Here is a 23,071-nt window from a genome sequence, read left to right as displayed (position 1 = left end):
CCCCTCCCGCGCGCGAGGCCGGTGCCGCGATCTCGGCACCCGCCGCCCACCCGGCGCTCTGCCCCCCGCACATCTGTCCCGTCAGGGGTCATTTGTCATGATGGAGGCCGACCACCGAGGAGGGGCCTTGCTGGACCTGAGCAAAGAGACCGCTGACGGCGCGCGCAACCGCCTCGCGGTCAAGATCGTGCTCGGTCTCGTGGTGGCCGGTGCCGCCATCGGCCTCCTGATGGGCTTCGCAGGCGCCTCGGCGATGCGGTCGCTCGGATTCGACCCGGAGGCGGTGCCGAGCCCCGCGACCAGCGCGCCGACGACCGACGCCGAGGACGAGCCTGCCACCGGCGATCCGACCACAGCACCGACCACGACCACGCCACCGCCGGCGAGCCCCAAGCAGAAGGCTGCCGCGTTCACGGCGGCCCAGGCCAGCGTGAACGCCGGCGACCGCATCGAGTTCACCGGCCGCGCGCCCGGGCTCGGCGCCGGTGCCACGCTGCAGATCCAGCGCAAGGACGAGACCGGCGGCTGGAGCGACTTCCCTGTGACCACCCAGACGCGCAAGGGCGGCAAGTTCTCGACCTGGATCGTCACGGGGCGCACCGGCAGGTGGGACTTCCGCGCGGTGGGCGAAGGCTTCTCGTCGCCGGTCGCAACCGTCGAGATCAGCTGATGCCGGTCGGTTGAGGACGCACCTCAACCCACCTGGTTCAGCCAGCGCACAGGAGCCCCGTCGCCGGCGTACCGGAACGCCTCGAGCTCGTCGTCCCACGGACGCCCGAGCAGCAGCGCGATCTCGTCCTCGAGGACCGCACCCCCGAGTGCCGCCTTCGCCATCGCCGCCTTGAGGCGGTCCTCGGGGACCATGATGTCCCCGTTGACGCCGATGCTCGCGTGGAAGATCCCGAGCGAGGGTGTCGACGAGTAGCGCGCCCCCTCGGAGCGCGCACTGGGCTCCTCCGTCACCTCGAAGCGGAGCCGGTCCCAGCCTCGGACCGCAGAGGCCAGCGTGGCACCCAGGCCCACCGTCCCCTGCCACGCGACCTCGGCACGGTAGGTGCCGGGCTCAGCCGGCTGGGGGGTCCACGGCAGTGATGCGGGCACACCAAGCACGCCGGCGACCGCCCACTCGACGTGGGGGCAGAGCGCCGACGGTGCGGAGTGGACGTACAGGACGCCCCGGGTGGCGTTGCTCATAGTGCCTCCTGGATCGAGATCCGCCTTCCCCAACGTCCTCGAACGCAGGCACTGCTCCCATTGTGCAACATCAGCGGCTCTCCGCACCACGGTTGGTGTGGCTCGAGGCGATCGACGTGGAAGGATCGTGAAAGAAGCCCACCGAAGGAGATCGATCTCGTGAAGGTCGCCATCGCAGGAGGACACGGCAAGATCGCCCTGCTCCTCTCGTCCCAGCTCACCGCAGACGGACACGAGGTGGTGAGCCTGATCCGTCGGCCGGAGCACGCTGACGACGTCCGCGCGACCGGCGCCGTGCCCGTCGTGCTCGACCTCGAGTCGGCGAGCGCCACCCAGGTCGCGGAGACCCTCTCAGGCTGCGACGCGGCGGTGTTCGCTGCCGGAGCGGGTCCAGGATCGGGGGCCGCACGCAAGCTGACCGTCGACCGGGACGGCGCCATCCTGCTCGCAGCCGGGGCCCAGCTCGCCGGGGCGTACCGGTACGTCATGGTGTCCTCGATGGGCGCCGGTCGTGGTGACGCGAACAGCGACGACGTGTTCGAGGTCTACCTGGCGGCGAAGGGCGCAGCGGACGACGCGGTGCGCGAGAGCGGCCTCGACTGGACAATCGTGCGGCCTGGCGCGCTCACGAACGACCCGGCGACAGGCAGGGTCACGCTGGGCGACGACGTCGGGCGTGGATCCGTCCCGCGGGCGGACGTCGCAGCCGTCATCGCCGAGACACTGGCGCAGCCGAGCACCGTGCGGACCACGTTCGAGGTCGTCGGCGGCGACGTCGAGATCGCAGCCGCTCTCCGAGACCTGGAGCCGGGCCCGATCGCCTGAACGGGGGTCGGCCCGGCGTCAGACGCCGATCGTCGCCATCGCCGAGACGACATACTCGCGCGACCGGGACTTTCCCGTGAAGGCGACCTTCATGCCGGCCTCGTCATCGCCGGCGCTGACCACGGTCACCTGGTGGCTGACGGCGAGTATCGGAGCACCGCCCTCGCCCGCCGCGATCTCCTGCAGACGGTGGGCGACCTCGGCCATCGCCTCCGCGATGCTTGTGCTGGCTCCGGAGACCGCATAGACGACCGCGGTCCCCGGCGGCGCGTCGAACGGGTCCTGCGGCATCGTCATTCGACGTCCTCCGTGGCATCGTCGGTCTACTGGTGCTCAGCATGTCACGAGGAGCGACCGCGTCAGGTCAGCTGGTCGGCCCTCCAGCCGGCTGCGGCGGCCTGCGCCCGATAGGTGACGAGATCCTTCTTCAGCTCCTCGGTCATGAACGCGGGAGTCAGGTTGCCCGACGCGAACTGTGCATGGTCCGCCCAGAACGTGGTGTTGAGCACGGCGGTCTGGCCGTTGAGCCCGACGACGTCGTACTCGTAGTGGGTCTCTCCGGGGCCGGAGAACCCGCCTTCGAGAAGCAGCTGGAAGAACTCGCGCCACTGCACCATGCCGGTGCCGGCAGGCTTCCACACCGATCGCACCGTGCCCGTCGGGGTTCGTTCGACGAGCGTGTCCTTGAGCCCGACGCTCTTGATGTGCGACATCGCGTAGCGGACGTTCGTGCGCCAGGCGGTGAGCGTGCCCTCGTTGGTCATGTGGCCGATGTCGAAGTTGATCGCGAGCTCGTCGGGGTCGTAGTCGCGCAGGATGTGCATGAGGTCCCACACCGAGCGTGCGTTCGTGCCGTTGGTCGTGTGGGTGTGGTACGCGGCGGTGGTGCCGTAGCGGCGGTTGAGCCGAGCCAGTCCACGGACCCGCCGGCGGAAGGCGTCGAGCTGCGCGAGCACCTCGTCACCGAAGGGCTGCGGGTCGGTCGCGTCCGGACCCGACTGCACCTGATAGGCGAACCCGCCCCAGCGGTAGAGGTCGATCCCCTGGTCGCGGGCGACCCGGAGGATGTCGTCGGCACGGACCGGCTGCCCCTCGCGCTCGGCGACCGGGGTCTCGTGGTCGACGATGTCGGTGGTGATGAAGGAGCACGTCGTTCCGGTGCTGCGCACCCCGTCGAGCATGGACGGCAGGTGGGTGCGGACGTCGACGAGGCTCGGGTCGACGTGACCCGTCCGTCGGACGGTGAGGTTGACGGCCGTGTAGCCCAGCTCCGCGGCCTTCTCGCCGATGAGCACGCCGGTCTCGTACGGGTGCTCGTGGGCGTAGGCCTGCGTCGTGAGCCACTGGAGGTGGCGGGAGAAGATCGTCCAGGTGATGTGGGGAGGCCGAGGTCGCGGGCGGTGGGCCGGCACGGCCTCGGCGATGCCGCCGGGGACGGCGGTGGTGCCTGCGACAGCGGCGGCGGCAGCGGCGGTCTGGAGGAAACGGCGTCGTTCCACAAGGACTCCTTGAGTGACGGGAAGTCCGCTCAACGTACGACGGACGAAAGCGCTTACGCAAGCGCTTGCGTGAACTTCGTCACAGACCGGGTGGGGCGGGTGGGGCTCGAACCCACGACCTGACGGATTATGAGTCCGCTGCTCTGACCGGCTGAGCTACCGCCCCTGGCGGAGCCAGCCTAGTGCGGCATCGCGCACGACAACCAGGCAGTATCCGGCCTACGATCGCGAGATGACCGCCGCGCAGTCCGAGATGCCGCCGCCCCTGACGCCCCTCGCCGAGGACTGGGAGACGGCCCTCGCCGTCGTCGCCCACCCGGACGACATGGAGTTCGGCGCCGCCGCCGCGGTCGCGCGGTGGACGAACCAGGGCAAACGGCTGGTCTACTGCATGGTCACCAGCGGCGAGGCGGGCATCGACGGCATGGACCCCGAGACGACGCGCACCGTCCGGACCGCCGAGGAGATCGAGTCCGCTCGCGTCGTGGGCGTCGACACGGTCGACTTCCTCGGCTTCGCCGACGGCGTCCTCGAGTACGGCCTTCCTCTGCGGCAGGCCATCGCCCGCGAGGTCCGCGTCCATCGCCCTGACGTCGTGATCACCGGCAACTTCCACCAGTACTTCCCGAACGGCATCCTCAATCAGGCCGACCACATCGCGGTCGGCAGGGCGACCCTCGACGCAGTGCGCGACGCGGGGAACCGATGGGTCTTTCCGGAACCCGGTCTCGAGCCGTGGGGCGGCGTGCGAGCGGTCTGGGTCAGCGGCTCGCCGGACGCCCGGCACGCCGTCGACATCACCGACACCTTCGACGCGGGCGTCGAGTCGCTGCGAGCCCACGAGGCCTACCTGGACGGACTCGGCTGGGTGGACTTCGACCCGGCTGCCTTCCTCGCGACCATGGCTGAGCCGACCGGCTCACGCATGGGCGTGCGCTACGCGACGTCGTTCGAGGTGTTCTCGCTCGGATTCCCGGAGGACTGACGAGAACGAGAGAGCGGCCCGACTCGCGGAGGCACGTCTCCGCAGGTCAGGCCGCTGTTTCTTGCTCCCCCGACTGGACTCGAACCAGTAACCTGCCGGTTAACAGCCGGCTGCTCTGCCAATTGAGCTACAGGGGACCGCCTCGAAGGCGCGGTCGCTAGCCTAGCAAGCCGGACCCTCGCTGCCCAAACCGGGGTGTCAGCTCAGCGCCTCGTCGAGACCGAGGTCTGCTCGGACCATGGCAAGCGCCTTTGCGGTCGCCTCGCGGACCGCTGGATCGTCTGACGACAGCCCACGGTCGAGCACGTACGAGAAGGAGACAGGACCGGTGCGGGTCGGAGATCTCCGCGCGACGACCGTGACGGTCCCCCGCCCACCCTCGACCTTCTCGTGAGCGCGGGCGACGAAGCTCGCGTCGACCCGTTCGCGAGCGAGGTCGACCAGCCTCCCCGGACCGTCGAACGCCAGGACCGTGCGTACGACCTCCAGCCCGTCGGCGACCATCACGGAGATCGTCGAGGCGTCGGCGTCCCACGTCAGGGTCTCGACGGTCTCCCACGGGACGTGCCGCGTACGTTCGTCACCGGTGTCGAGGTGGAGTGCCGCGTCGGTGCCCACCTGCCAGCGGCCCTGGGTGTCGCGCTGCGAGGCGAGGACCCGCTCGCCGTACTCGCGGGCGATGTCGCGACGGACCTGGCGAGGCAGAGAAGGACCCATGCGTCCATCATCGGCCATCGGCCTGCAGGCCGAGCACGGCCGGATGACTTCGCAGCCACCGCAGCGCACGTCGCTCCGTGCGCCGTACCCAGGCGGTGGTCCGGCCGAGCTCGTCGGCGACGACGTGAGCAGCGCGACTGCCCGCGCCGTCCAGCCCGAACCGGCGCTCGACGACGTCACGCTCGTCCGACGGGAGCGTGGCGACGGCATCGCGGACGGTCGTGGTCGTGCAGTCGCCGCTGCAGAAGTCACGCGGCGGGGACTGAGCGTCGACATCGACGTGCGCAGCCGCTGCCGCGAGCGACAGGGGCGAGGCGTCGGCGGCACGGAGACGCTCGACCAGCGTCACCGTCAGGCCGACCCGCTGCGCGATCTCCGCCGCCGAGGGGTGCCGTCCGGTGGCGCGCTGGAGCGTGTCCGCCGCCTCACGGCACGCGACGGCGTCGCGCTCCGCCTTGGGTGGAAGGCGCACCGTACGCCGGCTGCTCACCTCGTCTGCGACGTGACGGCGGACGAAAGCGACGGCGTAGCTCGACAACCTCACCCCGTGGCTCGCATCGAACCGGTCGACCGCGGTGATCAGGCCGACGATCCCCTCCTGGACGAGATCAGCCTCCGCCACCCCCCTCCCCCGGTAGTGCCTGGCGATCGACGTGACGAGCCGGACGTGGGCCAGGATCAGGCAGGCGCGAGCGGCGTCCCCCTGCTCGATCGCTCTGCGCAGCACGACGACGGCAGCCGGACCGCTGCCGCCACCGTCGGCGAGCTGGGCGGCGGCATGCCGCCCCTCGGCGTACGTCGTGGCAAGGGCACGCTCTTCGTCGAGGGAGAGCAGCGGCGCGGTGGACGGGAGGAGGTCGGGGCCGGTCTGAGCGAGCATGCGGCCAGTCTCGGGATCGCGCCGACCTGCGTGCAGCACGACCGACGCGTCCTGTGGGAAAGCCGCCGTCGCCTCTCGACGTGGACGACCGCGTCCCGCGATCGAGCGTCAGGCGAGCGATCCGCCGATCGCCTTCTCGCGCAGCTGACGCCGCTGCTGCTCGAGGGCGAGCAGGTCGCCGAACATGCGGTTGTAGTCGGTCGCTGCCTCGACCGGGTCCGTCCGCTGGAGCTTGGACTTGACCTCGGCGATGCGTCGCAGGATCGTCAGCTCCTGGACGCGCGCCACGAGTGCGCCGACCAGCGTGCTGGTGGGCACTCCGGTCACGCGGAGCGGGTCGACCGAGAGCTGCGCGAGCACCCGCTGGAGCTGCGGGTCACCGAGCCGGTCTCGGACACCGGTGGCCCAGGCCTCGTCGGGCTTCGCCGGCAGCCCGATCTCGGTCGCGGCGTCCCACACGGCCGCGGCGTACGGGTGCGTGAAGTCGTCGGTGTCGAGGTCGTCCGCGTGCGGCGCCACGAGGTGCGGCTGCTGGACGAGCACCTTGAGCAGCTCCCGCTCGTCGGTGAACCGAGCATCACCGAGGCTCGGGACGGGCTCGGCAGCCGGTGTGTCCGGCGGCGGCACCTCCGTCGTCACAGCATCGGTGCGCGACGGTCGTGATGCGTTCCTAGGCGGTGGCGACGGACGCCGGCGCGCGGCGGCGAGCTCGCGCTTGACCTCGTCCAGCTCGACGCCCACCGTGCTCGCGATCTCGCGCACGAACTGCTCGACCTTGCCCTGGTCACGCACGGACGACACGAGCTCCACCGCAGCACGCAGCGCGTCGACACGCTGGTCGGCGTGGTCGAGGTCGTACCGCGCGACCACGTTCTTGAGCACGAAGCGGTAGAGCGGGATGCGCGTGCCGACGAGCTCGCGCACGGCGGCGTCGCCCTGCTGGAGCCGCAGGTCGCACGGGTCGAGCCCGTCGGGCTGGACGGCGACGTAGGTCTGGGCGACGAACTGCGCGTCGCCCTCGAACGCACGCATCGCGGCCTTCTGGCCGGCCTCGTCACCGTCGAACGTGAAGATGACCTCGCCGCGCATGGCCTCGTGGTCGAGCAGCAGGCGCCGCAGGATCCGGCCGTGGTCCTCACCGAAGGCCGTGCCGCAGGTGGCGACCGCCGTGCTGACGCCGGACTCGTGGCAGGCCATCACGTCGGTGTAGCCCTCGACGATGACCGCCTGGCTGGACTGGGAGATCGCCTTGCGCGCGAGATCGACTCCGTAGAGGACCTGACTCTTCTTGTAGAGCGGCGTCTCCGGGGTGTTGAGGTACTTGGCCTCGATTCGGTCGTCGTCGAACAGCCGCCGCGCGCCGAAGCCGACGACGTCGCCGGAGGCGTCGCGGATCGGCCAGAGCAGGCGGCCACGGAACCGGTCGTACGCTCCGCGGCTGTTGCGGGCGACCAGGCCTGCGGCCACCAGGTCGTCCTCGGCGAATCCACGGCCCTTGAGGTGTCGGAACAGCGCCTCGCCGTCTCGTGGCGCGAAGCCGACGCCGAACTTCTCGGCGGCGTCGCGGCCGAACCCGCGGTCGGAGAGGAACTGGCGACCGGTGACGGCGACCCGGTCCGTGGCGAGCTGGTCGAGGTAGAACTCCGCCGCAGCGGCGTTCGCCGACACGAGCCTCCCGCGCTGGGCGAAGTCGCGCTGGGGACCGGCGGGTCCGTCGACGTAGTTCAGCGTGATCGCGTACTTCGCGGCGAGACGCTCGACCGCCTCGGAGAAGCTGATCTGGTCGATCTTCTGGAGGAAGGTGAAGACGTCACCGCCTTCGCCGCACCCGAAGCAGTAGTACATGCCGCGCGCCGGTGTGACGTTGAACGACGGCGACTTCTCGTCGTGGAACGGGCACAGCCCCTTGCGGGAGCCCCCACCCGCGTTGCGGAGCGTCACGTACTGCTCGACGACCTCGTCGATCCGCGCGCGCTCCCGCACCGCTGCGATGTCGTCCTCGCGGATCCGGCCTGCCACGCTGGGCAGTCTACGGTGCCCCGCGAGACGCGCCGCGCTCTGCACACGGCGGCTCAGAGCAGCTGGCGCCCCCAGGCCCGTGCCGACTCGTCCGTGAGCGACGCGACCTGGTCGGCCACGACCCGCAGCCGGGCCTCGTCGCTGTCTGCAGCCCGCGCGTCCGCGGCGAACGGCGGCTCCAGCAGATCAGGTCCCTTGGCCACCAGGGCGTCGACGAGCCCACGCAGGAGGGCGCGCTGCTCGGCCAGCAGCGCGACGCGGTCGTCGGCCCGCATGACGTAGTGGGCCGCGACGGCCTTGAGCAGCGCGATCTCGTCGCGGGTGCCGTCGGGGACGACGAGGTCGGCCTCGTACCGGACGAACGGCCGAGGGCCGTACGCCGCCAGAGTCGCGTCGTGCGCGGCTGCGACGAACCGCCCGACCAACGCGCTCGTCAGGCCCTTGAGCGAGGCTTGCGAGCGCCGGCTGCCGTCGTAGGGAGCAGACGGCCACTCCGGCGCGGCGACGAGGCGCGCGTACGCCGCCTCGAGGGAGTCGTCGTCGGCGTCGCGCACGTACCACTCGCGCACCGTCGCGCAGATCGCGGCGAAGTCCTCGCGCACGCTCCGCAGGTCGATGACACCGGACACCACGCCGTCCTCGACGTCGTGGACGCAGTAGGCGATGTCGTCGGACAGGTCCATCACCTGGGCCTCGACGCAACGGCGAGCCCCAGGGGCACCGTCGCGCACCCACGTGAAGATCGGCAGGTCGTCGTCGTACACGCCGAACTTGCGGACGAGCCGCGGCGACCCGTCGCCGTGGGCGCCTTCCGGGACGGGCGCGGCGTCACGGGTCCACGGGTACTTCGTGCAGGCGTCGAGCGTGGCACGTGTCAGGTTGAGTCCGACCGTGCGTCCGTCCTCGTCGAACGTCTTGGCCTCCAAGCGTGTCAGCAGCCGGAGCGTCTGCGCGTTGCCCTCGAACCCGCCGCACGACGACGCAGCCTCGTCGAGCGCCCGCTCGCCGTTGTGGCCGAACGGCGGGTGGCCGAGGTCGTGCGCGAGCGCCGCGGAGTCGACGACGTCGGGATCGCAGCCGAGGGACTTGCCGAGCTCGCGTGCGACCTGCGCGACCTCGAGGGAGTGGGTGAGCCGGTTGCGGACGAAGTCGTCGGTGCCGGGACCCACGACCTGGGTCTTCGCGGCGAGGCGTCGCAGCGCGGACGAGTGCAGGATGCGGGCTCGGTCGCGCTCGAACGCGGTCCGGGTCGCGCGCTTGGGTGGCTCGGCGACGACCCTCGCCCGCGCCGCGGGGTCGTACGCGTCGTACGGAGCGGTGGGCGGGACTGGCTCGGTCACGTCCTGAGCCTAGCGAGCGCGCGCCACCTGTTGCGCTCGGTCACCAGCACCCCTAGGCTGCGGAACGCCGTTCCAGATTGCGTTAGCAATGATTAATCTCGGGGACGCCACTGGTCCGGAGTACGTGCCATCTGCCACACGACTCAGGAGCACTCGTGACCAACATCCCCTCGCGGCGCCTGCCGCGACTCCTCGCATCGATCGCCGGCACCGTCGCCGTCGTCGCCACCGCGCTCGTCGCCGCACCCGCACCGGCCACCGCAGCAACCAGCTGCTCCGGCTACTCGTCGTCGTCCACCACCTGCGTCAGCTCGCCGGTCACCATCGGCGGGACGTCGTACGCTGCCGACTGGTACCTCCCCAACGGCACCGCCAGCGCGCTGATGCTCGTCGAGCACGGCTTCAGCCGCAGCTGCAAGCACCTTCGCGGCACCAGCAAGGCCATCGCCGAGAAGGGCCTGATGGTCGTCTGCCTCGACGAGGACATGACGGCCGGCAACCCGGGACTCGCCACGATCTTCGGCAACGCCCTCGCCGACCGGACGGTGGTCCCGCCGAACAGCAAGCCGCTCCCGGGGAACTACCTCGTCGGCGGACACTCGGCCGGCGGACAGTTCGCAGCCCTCGTCGGTCAGCAGCTCGCCACCCGCGGGTACGCCAACCTCAAGGGCGCTGTCCTGTTCGACCCGGTCGCCGCGGAGGGCTTCTCCAGCGCCGTCTCTGCGATCTCGGCCGGCGGCACCCGTCCCGTCCTCACCGTCGCTGCGCGTCCGAGCGTCATCAACCTCTTCAACAACTCGTTCGGTGCGCTCAACGACCTGAACACGGGCTTCGCGGGCATCCAGCTCGTGTGGTCCAAGTTCGTCCTGGGCACGCCGACCGGGGGCAGCTGTCACATCGACAGCGAGGGCGAGAACACCGACTTCATCGGCGTCGCCGGTGCCCTCTGCAGCCCGAGCTCGACGCAGACCGCTCGCCTGCGGGACTTCGCCACGACGTGGGCGAAGGACCTCGCGACGGGGTCGCACACGGCGTCGCACTACTGCACGGACGACACGGACGTCGCCACGTGCGGCTCCGCGGTCAAGGACCTCGTCGATCGCTCGCTGCCGCTGGCGGCACCGATCCGATGAGGTGACGTGACGTGCTCCCCGCTGTCGGCCTCACCACCGCGCGTTGCGCGGACGGGGCTGACAGCGGGGACACGTGTACGAGGAACGGTTCATGAACGGGTCGCGCCGGATCACGGTGCCGCACCGCGAGCACGGCTCCCCCGCCTGCCCGTACACCTCCAGCGACCGCGAGAAGTAGCCGCTCTCGCCGTTCACCGCGACGTAGAGCGCGTCGAACGACGTGCCTCCCTGGGCGAGCGCCGCGGTCATCACCTCGCGCGCGGCATCGATGACGCGCTGCGCCTCGGCACGGCGCATCGTGTCCGTCGGGCGGGCGAAGTGCAGGCGGGCGCGCCACAGCGCCTCGTCGGCGTAGATGTTGCCGATCCCCGAGACGAGCGTCTGGTCGAGCAGCGCACGCTTGATCCCCGTACGCCGGCGGCGGAGGCGCTCGACGAACGCGGCGTCGTCGAAGGCAGGGTCGAGCGGGTCGCGCGCGATGTGGGCGATCTCCGTCGGCGGCGCCGCCGCGTCAGCACTGATCGTGAGGCCGCCGAACATCCGCTGGTCGACGAAGCGCAGCTGCGCCCCACCCTCGAGGTCGAGGACGACGCGCAGGTGGCGTTCGTGCGGCGCGTCCTGCGGCTGGACGAGGAACTGCCCGCTCATCCCGAGGTGCGCGAGGATCGCGTCGCCCGACTCCAGCGGGAGCCAGAGGTACTTGCCGCGCCGCGCAGGGTCGAGCAGCCGGTCACCGGTCAGCCGGAGGGCGAAGTCCTCGGGCCCGGGGAGGTGGCGGCGTACCGGACGCGGATGGAGCACCTCGACGCGCTCGATCCGTCGACCGGCGACATGGTCCTGCAGGCCGCGGCGGACGACCTCGACCTCGGGGAGCTCGGGCATCGGGGCGGCGAACCGTCAGGACTCGGCGGACGACCCGGCGGCACGCTCGACGGCCTGGATCACCTCGGCTGCGGGGACGACGGTGCCGTCCTCACGGTCCAACGCGTCGGCGGACGCCTTGATGGCGCGCCACGCGGTCTCGGCGACCTGCTGCTCGGCCTCCTTCTTGGAGTGCCCGACGCCTTCGCCGTACACCTCACCGCCGACACGGACGTGGGCGGTGAAGGTCTTGTCGTGGTCCGGGCCCTCCTCGGAGAGGCGGTACTCGGGGACGCCCAGTCCGCGATCGGACGAGAGCTCCTGGAGGCTGGTCTTCCAGTCGAGACCGGCACCGAGCTCAGCAGCCCTGGCCATCACCGGGTCGAACAACCGGTGCACGACGTCGGCAGCACCCGGGAAGCCGTCTTGGAGGTAGATCGCGCCGATCAGCGCCTCGACGGTGTCGGAGAGGATCGACGACTTGTTGCGCCCGCCGGTCGCCTCCTCACCCCTGCCCAGACGCAGGTACACGCCCAGACCCAGCTCGCGCGCCACGTCCGCGAGGGCGCGCGCGTTCACGACCGCTGCCCGCAGCTTGGCGAGGCGGCCTTCGGGAAGGTCGGGGTGCGCGTTGTAGAGCGTGTCTGTGACGACCAGGCCGAGCACGGCGTCGCCGAGGAACTCGAGCCGCTCGTTGTTGGGAAGCCCACCGTTCTCGTAGGCGAACGAACGGTGGGTCAGCGCCTGGGTCAGCAGCCCCGGCTCGAGGCCGGGGACGCCGAGCTGCTCGAGGAGCTCGGCGTTCGAGGCCGCGTCAGCGCCGTCGACGACGTCGGACACGGGCCGGCAGCTCAGATGACCTGGCGCTGCTCGCCGCGGGGGCCGTACTGGCCGCAGTCCGGGCAGGCACGGTGCGGCAGGTGCTTGGCACGGCACGCCGGGTTGGCGCACGTGACGAGCTGCGGCGCGGTGGCCTTCCACTGCGAACGACGGTGGCGGGTGTTGCTGCGCGACATCTTGCGCTTCGGGACTGCCACTTCTACTCCTCGTCTGGGCCGGACGCGCGTCCGGTCTCTTCCGAACCGCCCACGGGGCGGTCGTTGCCTTCCAACATCTGGCTGAGCGCCGACCAACGGGGATCGACGGCGTCGCCGTGTGTGTGCTCTGGGTCGTCCGCGAGCCGCACCCCGCACTCGGGGCACAGTCCCGGGCAGTCCGGAACACACAACGGGTTGTGCGGAAGTGCGAGCACCACCGCGTCCCGCAGGACAGGCTCGAGGTCGACCAGGTCACCCTCGAGCCGGGAGATGTCGTCGTCCTCGTCCTCGTCGTCGTAGACGTACAGCTCCTGCAGGTCGACGGTCAGCTCACCGTCGATGTCCTTCAGGCAGCGTACGCACTCACCGGAGGTGTGCACCGAAGCGGTCCCCGTGACGAGGATTCCTTCCATGACCGACTCGAGCCGGAGCTCGAGAGCGACGTCACTTCCTTCGGGCACGCCGAGCATGTCGACACGCATCCCCGCCGGCGCCTTCTCGGAGACGTCGAGCTCACGCTGCGTTCCGGGTCGTCGTGCGATCTCACGGGTGTCGAGAACGTACGGCGCCCGGGAGTCGAGCGTGCTCACGCGTACTCCTTCAGGCATAGCGGGGTTTGGCCCGTGTGCAGGCCAAGGACCAGGATACCGAACGGACCCACACCGACGCGAACCGAGGCGTCACTCGGCGGCGAGCTTGCGCTTCAGGGCCTCCAGGACGACGGCCGGGACGTGCCCGGAGACGTCTCCGCCGTGCCGCGCGACCTCCTTGACCAGGCTCGACGCGAGGAACGAGAACTCCGGGCTGGTCGGCATGAAGAGAGTGTCGACGCGCGCGAGCGTCGAGTTCATCTGGGCCATCTGGAGCTCGTAGTCGAAGTCGGAGACGGCGCGCAGACCCTTCACGACCGCCGACACGTCGTGCTCGGTGCAGAAGTCGACCAGGAGTCCGGAGAACGTCAGCACCCGGACGTTCGGCAGGTCGCCGAGGACCTCCTCCAGGAGGGCCACGCGTTCGGCGGTGTTGAACATCACACGCTTCGAGTCGTTCACACCGACCGCGACCACGACCTCGTCGAAGAGGTGAGAGGTGCGGGAGATGATGTCGACGTGCCCGAGCGTCACGGGATCGAACGACCCCGGGCAGGCGGCCCTAGTCATGCGGCTGACCGTACCAAAGCGCCGTCTCGCCGTACGTCCGGTGCGCGACCGCCTCGACCGTCTCCGGCCACACCAGTGCCGGTCCGCGCGTCGACCGCTCGACGACGACGAGTCCGTCCCTCGCGAGCCACTCCGCGGTGGTGACGGCGCGGAGGACGAGGTCGAGGTCGGCACCCGATAGGTCGTACGGAGGGTCGGCGATGATCACGTCGTACGGCTCGGCCGGCGGTCTGCTGGTGAAGGTGCGGACCTTCTCCGCGAGGACCGTCGCAGCGTCCTGGACCCCGAGGTCGACGGCGTTGCGTCGGATCAGTCCCGCCGTGCGCCGGTCTGCCTCGACCAGCGTGGCGTGGACGGCACCGCGCGAGATCGCCTCCAGACCGAGAGCGCCGGACCCGGCGTACAGGTCGAGGACCCGCGTGCCGTCGAGGCCGCCCATCCTCGACTCCAACGCCGAGAACAGCGCCTCGCGGACGCGGTCCGAGGTCGGGCGGGTGCCCGACCCGGAAGGCGTGGCCAGGCGGCGTCCGCCGAGCCGGCCCGAGATGATCCGCGTCACGTCTTCTCCAGGTAGTCGGCCTGCGTGCTGTCCTCGAGCGCGCGTACGGCGGCGGCGAGTGCGGGCACGCCGGTGAGCCCAGGGTCACCGGCGACGACCTCGGCGGCGTCCTCGCGCGCGTCGACGATGACCTGCTCGTCACGCACGACCGAGAGCAGCCGCAGGCTCGACCGCACACCGGACTGGCGCGCGCCGAGGACGTCGCCCTCCCGTCGCAGCTCGACGTCGAGGCGCGACAGGGCGAACCCGTCGCCGGTCTCCGCAACGGCGTCCAACCGCTCTCTGGCGAGACTGCCCTCCTCGGCACCGGTGACCAGCAGGCACAGCCCGGCGTGAGCGCCGCGTCCGACACGGCCGCGCAGCTGGTGCAGCTGGGAGACACCGAAGCGGTCCGCGTCCATGATCACCATCGCCGTCGCGTTCGGGACGTCGACACCGACCTCGATCACCGTCGTGGCTACCAGGACGTCGACGCCGCCGGCGGAGAAGGCACGCATCACGGCGTCCTTCTCCTCAGGTGGCAGGCGGCCGTGGAGGACCGCGGTCCGCAGCCCCGCCAACGGACCGTCGCGCAGCAGCTCGTGCAGGGCGAGGACGGACGTCAGCGGTCGGTTCGTCCCCTCCTCGTCCGGCTCGAGCTCGGCACCGTCCTCGGAGCGGTTGCCGTCGTCGTCGCCGATCCGCGGACACACGACGTACGCCTGGCGGCCCTTGCCGACCTCCTCGCGGAGGCGCTCCCACGTCCGGTCGACCCACCCGGGCTTCTCCGCGGCGGGGACGACCGTGGACTGGATGGGCTGACGGCCACGCGGCAGCTCGGTCAGCGTCGAGGTGTCGAGATCGCCGAAGACGGTCATCGCCACGGTCCGTGGGATCGGCGTCGCGGTCATCACGAGCAGGTGCGGCGCGTCCACGCCCTTGTCGGTGAGCGCGGCACGCTGCTCGACGCCGAACCGGTGCTGCTCGTCGACGACCACCAGTCCGAGCTCGGCCAGCTGGACCCGGTCCTCGAGCAGCGCGTGCGTGCCGACGAGGATGCCGGCCTCGCCCGACGCGGCGTCGAGCAGCGCCTCGCGGCGCGCCTTCTGCCCCATCGACCCGGTGAGGAGGCGCACCCGCGTCGCCGTCTCGGCGCTGCCGAGCATCCCCGCCTGCGCGAGCGGGCCGAGCATCTCGACCATCGAGCGGTAGTGCTGCTGGGCGAGCACCTCGGTCGGCGCGAGAAGAACCGCCTGTCCCCCGGTGTCGACGACCTGGAGCATCGCGAGGAGGGCGACGACGGTCTTGCCGGACCCGACCTCACCCTGCAGCAGGCGCTGCATCGGCTGGTTGCGGACGAGGTCGGCCCCGATCTGCGCAACGACCTCCTGCTGCCCCGCGGTCAGCGAGAACGGGAGCTGCGTCTCGAACCGGTCCCGGAGCCCGTCGGCCACGTGCGGCCGCGGCGTCGCTCCCGCGGCGACCACGGCGTGGCGGCGTACGGCCAGGGTCGTCTGGAGGACGAAGGCCTCCTCGAACTTGAGCCGGTGCCTCGCCCGCCAGTGGTCCTCGGCCTCGCGGGGGCGGTGGATCTGCTCGAAGGCGGTCCGCAGGTCGACCAGGCCGCGCCGCCTGCGTACGGGTTCGGGGAGAGGGTCGTCGATCTCGTCGAGCGAGTCCAGTGCGAACGCGACGGTCTTCTCGACCGTCCACGACGACACGGCCTGCGTCGCGGGATAGATCGGCACGATCGAGCCTGCGTACTGCTCGGCCTGCCCACGGGCCTCCTCCTCGTCCGCCGCGGGCCGCACCTCGGGGTGCAGCAGCTGCTTGCGGCCCCGGAAGGCGTTGACCTTGCCGGCGAACATGCCGAGGGTCCCGGGCCGCAGCCGTTGGGCGATCCACGGCTGACGGAAGAAGGTCAGCACGAGCTCGCCGGTCCCGTCGGTGACGACGACCTCGGTGCGCACGTTCTTGCCGCCGGCTCGCCCGCCGCCCTTGGGACGGAACGGGTAGTCCTTCGCGTGCACGACCCGTGCGAGCACGGTCACGTGCTCGTCGACCTGGAGCGCGGAGAGGTCCGTGAGAGATCCGCGCTCGGCGTAGCGGCGCGGGTAGTGGCGCAGCAGGTCGTCGACCGTGAGGATGCCGAAGCTGCGGTCGAACGCGGCTGCCGTCTTGGCGCCGACGACCGACCCCAGCCTGGTCTGCGGCGAGACGCCCACTACTCGACCGCCACCAGCAGCGGGTAGCGCTCCTGGCCCCCGTCGTAGACGACCAGCTCGACGTCGGGACGGCGAGCCTTCAGCCAACGCTCCAGCCGTGGGACCACGTCGTCCTCGAGTCCGGCGCCGGTGACGAGGGTGACGAGCTCGGCGCTGCCCGACATCAGCCGGTCGAGCACCTTGCGCGCCACCTCGGCCTGCTCGTCGCCGATCATCGAGAACTCGGCATCGACCACGCCGAGCACGTCGCCGACCAGGCACGGCCCCGCCATGGTCATGCCCGTCTCGGTGGCGACCGTGATGGCGCCGTGCTGGGTCCCGCGCGCGGCGCTCGTCATCGCGACCACGTCGTCGTCGAACGCCTGACCCGGGTCGTGGACCGCGATCGCCGAGAGTCCCTGCACCTGCGTCCACGACGGGATCACGGTCGCGTGGACGCCGGCCTCACGAGCCTGCGTGGCAGCCGCATCGCAGACCGTACGGAAGTCGCGGCTGTTGGGGAGCACGACGACGTCGTCGGCACCGCAGGCGAGGATCGTGTCGAGCACCGTGCTCACGGCGACGTCGGCGCCGGCCGTCGTGGACACCACCACCGCGCCGGCGTCGCTGAACAGGGAGGCGAGCCCGGGTCCGGCTGCGATCGCCACCACGGCCCGCGTGCCGTCCGTGCTCGCACGCGCACCACCCTGCTCGGCGAAGTGGGTGACGGCGATCCGGTACGGACGACCAGCCTCCATCCCGGCCTCGATCGCGGCTCCGACGTCGTCCACGTGCACGTGGACGTTCCAGAGGCGGCCGCCGCCGATCACGACGAGGCAGTCACCCAGGGCGTCGAGCCGCGTGCGGAGCCGGCCGATCGCGTCGTCGGGCGCGTCGAGCAGGTACATGACCTCGTACGCCGGACCCTCGGGGTCCAGCGCGTGATCAGCCGCGTCGTCGATCAGCGGACGGACGACGGCGGACGCTGGGGCCGGGTCGGGGACGAACCGGCCCGTCAGGAGGTGGTCGGTGGTGTCGAGCACGACGACGAGTGCCCGTCCTCCGGCATCGACCACGCCCGACCTGGCGAGCCGCTCGAGCTGCTCGGGGGTGCGCCGCAGCGCCTCGCGCGCCGCAGCGGCGGCGGCCCCGATCATCGCGTCGATCCCCGCACCGGCGGCGACGGCCTCCTGGGCGGCCTCGGCGGCGCGGCACGCGACGGTGAGGATCGTCCCCTCGACCGGGTGTCCGACTGCGGCGTACGCGGCAGCAGCAGCCGCCGTCATGGCGTCGGCGACCGCAGCAGGACCCGCCGTGCCGCCCTCGTACTCGGCCAGCGCAGGCAGCGACGCACGCAGGAGCTGGGCCATGATGACGCCCGAGTTGCCGCGCGCTCCGAGAAGGGCGCCGTCGACGTACGCCCGGACCAGCGCGGACAACGATGCGCCCGGCTCGAGGGCCGCCATCGCCTGGCTTGCGGCCTCGAAGGTCACGTAGACGTTGGTCCCGGTGTCTCCGTCGGGGACGGGGAAGACGTTGAGCGAGTCGATCTCGGCTCGGGCCTCACCCAAGGCCTCGGTGCACGCCCGTGACCAGGCGGCGAAGGAGTCCGGGGACAGGCGTGTTGTCATGATCTGAGAGACTATCCCTGGGCACGCTCCGATCGTGAGCGACGAGGCCGATTGGATTCGGCCTGGCCTCATCAGATAATCTTGACTTTTGGTAATCCCCCTTCGATTTCAATTCGGGAGTGTTCGCTGTGGCTGCAGTCTGCGACGTGTGCGGCAAGAAGCCGGGTTTCGGCAACAACAAGCCGTGGTCGCGTAAGCGCACGCGCCGTCGTTTCGACCCCAACATCCAGCGGGTCCGTGCGAAGGTCGGCGCGACGCCCAAGCGCATGAACGTCTGCACCTCGTGCCTCAAGGCCGGCAAGGTCAGCCGCTGACCGGACCCCTGGTCCGTCGCCGCTGACGCGGTGGCACCGAGGTCCCTCGTACGCCGAGGCGGGCAGCACCCTAGGGTGCCGCCCGCCTCTTTGGCGTTCTCGTCGTCCGGCCCTCGGCACCGTTCGTACCGTACGTACCAGCCGAGCATCAGCATCGCCACCGCGACGTAGAACGCGTGGAGCACCCAGACGGGACCCGCCGGAAGGCTGAACACGTAGACCGAGTGCACCGCGTTCCCGACGTTGCTCAGCCCGAGGTTCCCCAGGCTGTACGAGCTCAGGTCCTTCGATCGACCGGCCTTCACGAGCATCGGCAGCGTGCTGATCGCGAAGATGGTGGTCGACAGGGCTCCCGCGACGACGGGCATGCTGATCTGCATCGCTCGGACCCGGTCGCTGCCGTCACGCCGGCGCGATGTTCTGGTTGATCCGGAAGAGGTTGTACGGGTCGTAGCGCCGTTTGATCTCGGTGAGGCGCTGGTAGTTCCCGCGGTAGGCGGCCCGAACACGCTCCTCCCCCTCGGCCATCATCATGTTGACGTAGCCACCACCGGCCGAGGTGGGGTGCAGGCCCTCCCAGTAGTCCCGCGCCCACTCGGTGACCCGCTCGAGGTTCGCGGGATCCGGGTCGATGCCCGCGATCACCCCGTTCCACCCGCCCCGGCGGTAGGCGAAGGCGGTCGCGTCCTCCGGCACGCGGGCCGCTGCACCGCTGATCGGGTACAGGTGCATCGTCGACAGCGGAGTCGGGATGGTCTCGCCGTACCGCTGGTGGAGCACGATCGCCTCGTCGGTGATCTCCTCGTAGAAGTCGGCCTTCCAATACCACTGGAGGCCGGGAGCGAGGAGCCCGTCGAACGCCGACTGCAGGACCGAGTACGGCATCGGCTGGAGCCCGGTCAGCAACGGCGATCCGAAGTCGCGGACGGGTGCCAGCACCTCGTCGGCACGCTCGCGCGGACCGGAGTAGCACCACACGATGCCGCAGACCTTGCGGCGCCACAGCTCCTCGGGGAACGGGGCCGCCGCCGGCACCTCCAGGACGCCGATCCAGCCGTTGAGGTCGTCGGGCAGAGCCGGGAGCACGTCCCGGTACCACCGGAACACCTCGGCGGCGTCGGCCATGTCGTAGAGCACGGGACCGCCGACGATCTCCCCTCCCTCCCCGACCGGGTGACACCTGAAGGTGAACGACGTGACCACGCCGAAGTTGCCGCCCCCGCCGCGCAGCGCCCAGAAGAGGTCCGGGTGGCTCGTCTCGTCGGCGGTGACGAACGTGCCGTCGGCCAGGACCACGTCGGCCGCGACCAGGTTGTCGACCGTGAGTCCGTAGTGCCGGCTCAGGTATCCCGTGCCGCCGCCCAGCGTGAGTCCCGCGACACCGGTCGTGGAGACGAAGCCCGAAGGCGTCGCGAGACCGAACGCACCGGTCGCGTGGTCCACGTCGCCCCAGGTGCACCCGGCGTCGGCCCGCACCGTGCCGGCTACGGGATCGACGTCGGTCGAGCGCCGGTCGGCGAAGTCGATCACGACGGCGCCGTCCCAGACGCCGAAGCCGGCGCCGTGGTGACCGCCGCCGCGGACCGCCAGCGGGATCTGGTGCCGACGGGCGAAGTCGACGCAGCTGATCACGTCGGCGACGTCGGCGACGCGGACGATGGCGGCGGGGCGCCGGTCGACGGCTCCGTTGTACACCTTGCGTGCCTCGTCGTACTCCGGGTCGGAAGGCCCGACCAGTGGTCCGCGCACGCTCTGGCGCAGATCTTCGGCGACGGCGTCGGGTGTGGTCTCGAGTGTGGACATGATGTGCTCCTCGTAGCTCTCCGTTGGTGGGACAATGTGTTCTCGACGCTAGGGAGCCGCGCAGCCGTGCCGGAATGCCCAGGACCCCGAAGGTCGTGCCCGTCCATCCGGGTGGGTGCTCGATCGTCGCCGTCCGTCCAGGACTTCTGCCCGAGCGTCCGGGAGGTGTGCCGTGGACGTTCTCTCCGACGTCCTGCTCGCCGTGCGTCTGACCGGGGCGGTCTACTTCGACATCGAGGCACGATCGCCCTTCGTCGCCCAGAGCCCGCCCACCGACGTCATCGCCGCGAAGGTCGCCGCTGACTCCGAGCACCTGATCGCGTTCCACGTGCTGACCTCCGGCTCGTGCTGGGTCGAGGCCGTCGACGAGCCCGAGCCCGCCGAGCTGCTGCGAGCCGGCGAGATGGTGATCTTCTCGTCGGGTGAGGCCAACATCCTGTCGTCAGCGCCGGGGATGCGCGGACAGCCGAACCTGTCGCAGTACTACCGCCCCGTGAGCGAGGCCCTGCCGTTCGTCATCGACATCAACGGCGACAGCTCAGCCGAGCGGTGCCGGATCGTGTGCGGCTACCTCGCCTGCGACAAGCGGCCGTTCAACCCGTTGCTGGAGTCCCTGCCACGGATGGTCCACGCCCCCGTGTCCGGCCGCAGCTGGGGATGGATGACCAGCCTGCTCGACGCCGCCGTCGCGGCGAGCGACGAGCACGACGCCGGGCAGGAAGCGATGCTGGCCAAGCTCTCGGAGCTGATGTTCCTCGAGGCGCTCCGCTCCCATCTCGAGGGGCTGCCACCACAGACGCGGAACTGGGTGGCAGGCCTGCGCGACCGCGAGGTCGGCTCGGCGCTGCGGCTCATGCACGGCCGGTTCGCAGAACCGTGGACGCTCGAGCAGCTCGCGCGGGAGATCGGCATCTCGCGCTCGTCCCTGGCGGAACGCTTCACCTCGTACGTCGGCGTGCCGCCGATGACCTATCTCGCGCGCTGGCGCCTGCAGCTCGCCGCCCGCCTGCTCCAGGGCGGCTCGCTCAGCGTCGCGCAGGCCGCGACCGCCGTCGGGTACCAGTCGGAGTCGGCGTTCAACCGGGCGTTCAAGCGACAGGTCGGGGAAGCACCCGGTGCGTGGCGGCGACGGGACCTGTAGCAGTCGCCCGGCTCAGCGGTAGTGCTCGTGGCCTCCTGGCCCTTCCCACGGCACACCGTCGACGGTGACACCGTCGCCGTCGGACACCGTGCCGACGACCCGCCAGCCGTCGGGTGCACCGACGGCGGCCGGGAACGTCGCCGCGAGGGTGTGGTCGTCGCCCCCGGTGAGAAGGAAGCTCAGCGCATCGACGTTCGTGGCCGCAGCCACGTCGGCGATCGGGTCCGCCACCTCGAAGGCAGCGCCGTCCAGCGCGATCGCGACCCCGCTCGACTCGGCCACGTGGCCGAGGTCGGCGAGCAGCCCGTCGCTCACGTCGATCATGGCGGTGGCGCCGTGGACGGCCGCGCGGGGTCCCTCGGCGTACGGCGGCTCAGGGCGTCGGAACGCGTCCACGAGCACCCGCGGTGACCGGAAGCCTCGCGCGAGGACGTGCAGGCCCGCTCCGGCCCACCCGACGCGGCCGGCGAGCGCGACGACGTCCCCCGGCCGAGCACCCGAGCGTAGGACGGGCGCCTGGTCTGACTCTCCCAGCACCGTGATCGCGATCGTCACCGCGTCGGCCGCCGTGACGTCTCCGCCGACCACCTCCGCGCCCACCAGAGCCGCCTCGTCGACGATGCCGCGGGTCAGGTCCTCCGCCCACTGGACGTCCAGGTCGGCCGGCGCGGCGAAGCCGACGGTCAGTGCCGTGGCGACTCCGCCCATCGCCATGACGTCGGCGAGGTTCGCGGCAGCGGCGCGACGCCCCACGTCGTACGCCTCCGCCCAGTCCCGCCGGAAGTGCCGTCCCTCGACGAGGAGGTCGGTCGAGACCAGGACGGAGCCGGTCGCCACCCGCACGTACGCGCAGTCGTCCCCGGGCCCGATCTGCACCCTGTCCGTACGGGGTTCGCGAGCGACCTGGGCGATGAGCCCGAACTCACCGAGCTCGCCGAGCGTACGGCGGTCGCCGGCTCCGGGAGATGTCGTGTCCATGGGCTCATCCTGACACCGGGAGAGGCACGTTCCCGGTGACGCCTCGCCGCTGCGCTGTCACACGGACGACATGATCCTGTAGCGTGTCCGAGGCGGTGACCGACGAGCATGGAGGAACGCAAGATGGTGGTGCAGGCCTACATCCTGGTCCAGACCGAGGTCGGCAAGGCTGCCGACGTCGCTACCGCCATCGCTGAGGTGAGCGGTGTGACGCTCGCCGAGGACGTCACCGGTCCGTACGACGTCATCGTGCGGGCGGAGGCCAAGCACGTCGACGAGCTCGGCGAGATGGTCGTGGCGCAGATCCAGCGCATCGACGGCATCACCCGGACCCTCACGTGCCCGGTCGTCCACCTCTGATCCGCACCACCCGTACGGCCTGCGCGATCGGTCTTCTCGTCGCGCTCGCGGGCTGCGCCGACACCGTCGCCGTCGACCCGCCCGAGCCCGCGACCGATGTCGCCTCGTTGTGCTCGGACCTGCTCGAGGACGCTCCCGGGAGCGTGTCGGGTCAGGATGCCGTCCGTGTGGCGCCTGCCGACGCCGGACGGGCGTGGGGCAGCCCGGCGATCGTGATGCGCTGCGGCGTCGAGCGTCCAGCCGCGCTCGAGTCGACCTCGCGCTGCGACATGGTCGACGGGGTCGGGTGGTTCACGCAGGAGGACGACGACCACTACGTGTTCACGACGATCGGACGGACGGCGTACGTCGAGGTGAGCGTCCCCCGTCGGTACGACCCACCCGCGGACGCGCTCACCGACCTCGCGGCGGCGATCGATGAGCACGACCCCGTCGTGAAGCCCTGCGTCTGA

General features: G+C 71.0%; 25 protein-coding genes and 2 tRNA genes. 8 read left to right on the top strand and 19 right to left on the bottom strand.

Annotation, left to right across the window (positions count from 1 at the left end):
• Positions 1-127: 127 nt before the first annotated feature.
• Positions 128-670, top strand: a complete 543-nt coding sequence (locus AB3M34_RS08520; RefSeq protein ID WP_370619001.1) for a hypothetical protein — start codon at positions 128-130, stop codon at positions 668-670.
• 23 nt (positions 671-693) lie between these two features.
• On the opposite strand, the gene AB3M34_RS08515 is transcribed toward AB3M34_RS08520, so the two are convergent.
• A complete protein-coding gene (locus AB3M34_RS08515; protein WP_370619000.1) occupies positions 694-1,194 on the bottom strand; it encodes a DUF3145 domain-containing protein in 501 nt (166 codons plus the stop codon).
• Between the two features lie 159 nt (positions 1,195-1,353).
• Here AB3M34_RS08515 and AB3M34_RS08510 point away from each other — a divergent pair, with 159 nt between their 5' ends.
• Positions 1,354-2,019 carry an SDR family oxidoreductase gene (locus tag AB3M34_RS08510; protein ID WP_370618998.1) on the top strand — a complete coding sequence of 222 codons (666 nt, stop codon included), beginning with the start codon at positions 1,354-1,356 and terminating at the stop codon, positions 2,017-2,019.
• Positions 2,020-2,037: 18 nt separating this feature from the next.
• Here AB3M34_RS08510 and AB3M34_RS08505 read toward each other — a convergent pair whose 3' ends face one another.
• From AB3M34_RS08505 to AB3M34_RS08495, 3 genes are all read right to left on the bottom strand, one after another.
• Entirely contained in the window at positions 2,038-2,316 is a 279-nt protein-coding gene (locus tag AB3M34_RS08505) for a hypothetical protein (protein ID WP_370618996.1), read from the bottom strand.
• A gap of 62 nt (positions 2,317-2,378) precedes the next feature.
• A complete protein-coding gene (locus AB3M34_RS08500) occupies positions 2,379-3,518 on the bottom strand; it encodes a sugar phosphate isomerase/epimerase family protein (protein WP_370618994.1) in 1,140 nt (379 codons plus the stop codon).
• Between the two features lie 91 nt (positions 3,519-3,609).
• A tRNA-Ile gene (locus tag AB3M34_RS08495) sits at positions 3,610-3,684 on the bottom strand.
• Positions 3,685-3,750: 66 nt separating this feature from the next.
• Between AB3M34_RS08495 and AB3M34_RS08490 the strand changes: the two genes are divergently transcribed.
• A complete protein-coding gene (locus AB3M34_RS08490) occupies positions 3,751-4,503 on the top strand; it encodes a PIG-L deacetylase family protein (protein WP_370618992.1) in 753 nt (250 codons plus the stop codon).
• Between the two features lie 64 nt (positions 4,504-4,567).
• Here AB3M34_RS08490 and AB3M34_RS08485 read toward each other — a convergent pair.
• The 5 genes from AB3M34_RS08485 to AB3M34_RS08465 form a co-directional block, all read right to left on the bottom strand.
• Positions 4,568-4,640: transfer RNA gene (locus tag AB3M34_RS08485), tRNA-Asn, on the bottom strand.
• A 61-nt stretch (positions 4,641-4,701) separates the two neighbouring features.
• Positions 4,702-5,220 carry a hypothetical protein gene (locus tag AB3M34_RS08480; protein WP_370618990.1) on the bottom strand — a complete coding sequence of 173 codons (519 nt, stop codon included), beginning with the start codon at positions 5,218-5,220 and terminating at the stop codon, positions 4,702-4,704.
• Positions 5,221-5,227: 7 nt separating this feature from the next.
• Positions 5,228-6,100: a sigma-70 family RNA polymerase sigma factor gene (locus tag AB3M34_RS08475; protein WP_370618988.1), complete on the bottom strand. Its 873-nt coding sequence runs from the start codon at positions 6,098-6,100 to the stop codon at positions 5,228-5,230.
• A 108-nt stretch (positions 6,101-6,208) separates the two neighbouring features.
• On the bottom strand, positions 6,209-8,119 hold the full coding sequence (dnaG, locus tag AB3M34_RS08470; RefSeq protein ID WP_370618986.1) for a DNA primase: 1,911 nt from the start codon (positions 8,117-8,119) through the stop codon (positions 6,209-6,211).
• 53 nt (positions 8,120-8,172) lie between these two features.
• Positions 8,173-9,459: a deoxyguanosinetriphosphate triphosphohydrolase gene (locus AB3M34_RS08465; protein WP_370618984.1), complete on the bottom strand. Its 1,287-nt coding sequence runs from the start codon at positions 9,457-9,459 to the stop codon at positions 8,173-8,175.
• 155 nt (positions 9,460-9,614) lie between these two features.
• On the opposite strand from AB3M34_RS08465, the gene AB3M34_RS08460 reads away from it, so the two are divergent.
• Positions 9,615-10,592 (top strand): hypothetical protein, encoded by a 978-nt coding sequence (locus AB3M34_RS08460; protein WP_370618983.1) that lies wholly within the window; start codon positions 9,615-9,617, stop codon positions 10,590-10,592.
• Between the two features lie 30 nt (positions 10,593-10,622).
• Here the strand turns inward: AB3M34_RS08460 and mutM are convergent, their stop codons facing one another.
• The 8 genes from mutM to AB3M34_RS08420 form a co-directional block, all read right to left on the bottom strand.
• Entirely contained in the window at positions 10,623-11,474 is an 852-nt protein-coding gene (mutM, locus tag AB3M34_RS08455; protein WP_370618982.1) for a bifunctional DNA-formamidopyrimidine glycosylase/DNA-(apurinic or apyrimidinic site) lyase, read from the bottom strand.
• A gap of 15 nt (positions 11,475-11,489) precedes the next feature.
• Positions 11,490-12,293, bottom strand: coding sequence for a ribonuclease III (gene rnc / locus AB3M34_RS08450; RefSeq protein WP_370618980.1), 804 nt, complete (start codon positions 12,291-12,293; stop codon positions 11,490-11,492).
• Positions 12,294-12,304: 11 nt separating this feature from the next.
• A complete protein-coding gene (gene rpmF / locus AB3M34_RS08445; RefSeq protein ID WP_149769132.1) occupies positions 12,305-12,490 on the bottom strand; it encodes a 50S ribosomal protein L32 in 186 nt (61 codons plus the stop codon).
• Positions 12,491-12,492: 2 nt separating this feature from the next.
• Positions 12,493-13,098, bottom strand: coding sequence for a YceD family protein (locus AB3M34_RS08440; RefSeq protein WP_370618978.1), 606 nt, complete (start codon positions 13,096-13,098; stop codon positions 12,493-12,495).
• 72 nt (positions 13,099-13,170) lie between these two features.
• Positions 13,171-13,650, bottom strand: a complete 480-nt coding sequence (coaD, locus tag AB3M34_RS08435; protein WP_370618976.1) for a pantetheine-phosphate adenylyltransferase — start codon at positions 13,648-13,650, stop codon at positions 13,171-13,173.
• The gene (gene rsmD, locus AB3M34_RS08430) at positions 13,643-14,209 is read right to left on the bottom strand and encodes a 16S rRNA (guanine(966)-N(2))-methyltransferase RsmD (protein WP_370618975.1); all 567 of its coding nucleotides are present in this window, start codon (positions 14,207-14,209) and stop codon (positions 13,643-13,645) included. Before rsmD ends, coaD begins: the two co-directional genes overlap by 8 nt.
• Positions 14,206-16,413: an ATP-dependent DNA helicase RecG gene (gene recG / locus AB3M34_RS08425; RefSeq protein WP_370618973.1), complete on the bottom strand. Its 2,208-nt coding sequence runs from the start codon at positions 16,411-16,413 to the stop codon at positions 14,206-14,208. The genes rsmD and recG overlap by 4 nt, the downstream gene beginning before the upstream one ends.
• Positions 16,413-18,023 carry a DAK2 domain-containing protein gene (locus AB3M34_RS08420; protein ID WP_370618971.1) on the bottom strand — a complete coding sequence of 537 codons (1,611 nt, stop codon included), beginning with the start codon at positions 18,021-18,023 and terminating at the stop codon, positions 16,413-16,415. Before AB3M34_RS08420 ends, recG begins: the two co-directional genes overlap by 1 nt.
• Positions 18,024-18,151: 128 nt before the next feature.
• Between AB3M34_RS08420 and rpmB the strand changes: the two genes are divergently transcribed.
• Complete coding sequence (gene rpmB / locus AB3M34_RS08415; protein ID WP_039359451.1) at positions 18,152-18,337, top strand: 50S ribosomal protein L28; 186 nt, start codon at positions 18,152-18,154, stop codon at positions 18,335-18,337.
• Positions 18,338-18,739: 402 nt separating this feature from the next.
• On the opposite strand, the gene AB3M34_RS08410 is transcribed toward rpmB, so the two are convergent.
• Entirely contained in the window at positions 18,740-20,140 is a 1,401-nt protein-coding gene (locus AB3M34_RS08410; protein ID WP_370618970.1) for an FAD-binding oxidoreductase, read from the bottom strand.
• Between the two features lie 172 nt (positions 20,141-20,312).
• Between AB3M34_RS08410 and AB3M34_RS08405 the strand changes: the two genes are divergently transcribed.
• Positions 20,313-21,281 (top strand): AraC family transcriptional regulator, encoded by a 969-nt coding sequence (locus tag AB3M34_RS08405; protein ID WP_370618968.1) that lies wholly within the window; start codon positions 20,313-20,315, stop codon positions 21,279-21,281.
• 12 nt (positions 21,282-21,293) lie between these two features.
• Here AB3M34_RS08405 and AB3M34_RS08400 read toward each other — a convergent pair whose 3' ends face one another.
• Positions 21,294-22,259, bottom strand: coding sequence for a thiamine-phosphate kinase (locus AB3M34_RS08400; RefSeq protein WP_370618967.1), 966 nt, complete (start codon positions 22,257-22,259; stop codon positions 21,294-21,296).
• A 126-nt stretch (positions 22,260-22,385) separates the two neighbouring features.
• Here AB3M34_RS08400 and AB3M34_RS08395 point away from each other — a divergent pair, with 126 nt between their 5' ends.
• Both AB3M34_RS08395 and AB3M34_RS08390 read left to right on the top strand, forming a co-directional pair.
• A complete protein-coding gene (locus tag AB3M34_RS08395) occupies positions 22,386-22,619 on the top strand; it encodes an Lrp/AsnC family transcriptional regulator (protein ID WP_370619981.1) in 234 nt (77 codons plus the stop codon).
• A complete protein-coding gene (locus AB3M34_RS08390; protein ID WP_370618965.1) occupies positions 22,598-23,071 on the top strand; it encodes a DUF3515 domain-containing protein in 474 nt (157 codons plus the stop codon). Before AB3M34_RS08395 ends, AB3M34_RS08390 begins: the two co-directional genes overlap by 22 nt.

Origin of the sequence: Mumia sp. Pv4-285 (genome assembly GCF_041320275.1) — a bacterium.
GTDB lineage: Bacteria > Actinomycetota > Actinomycetes > Propionibacteriales > Nocardioidaceae > Mumia > Mumia qirimensis.
Note: the sequence above shows the minus strand (reverse complement) of the source record. Positions and strands in the feature narration are given on the sequence as shown.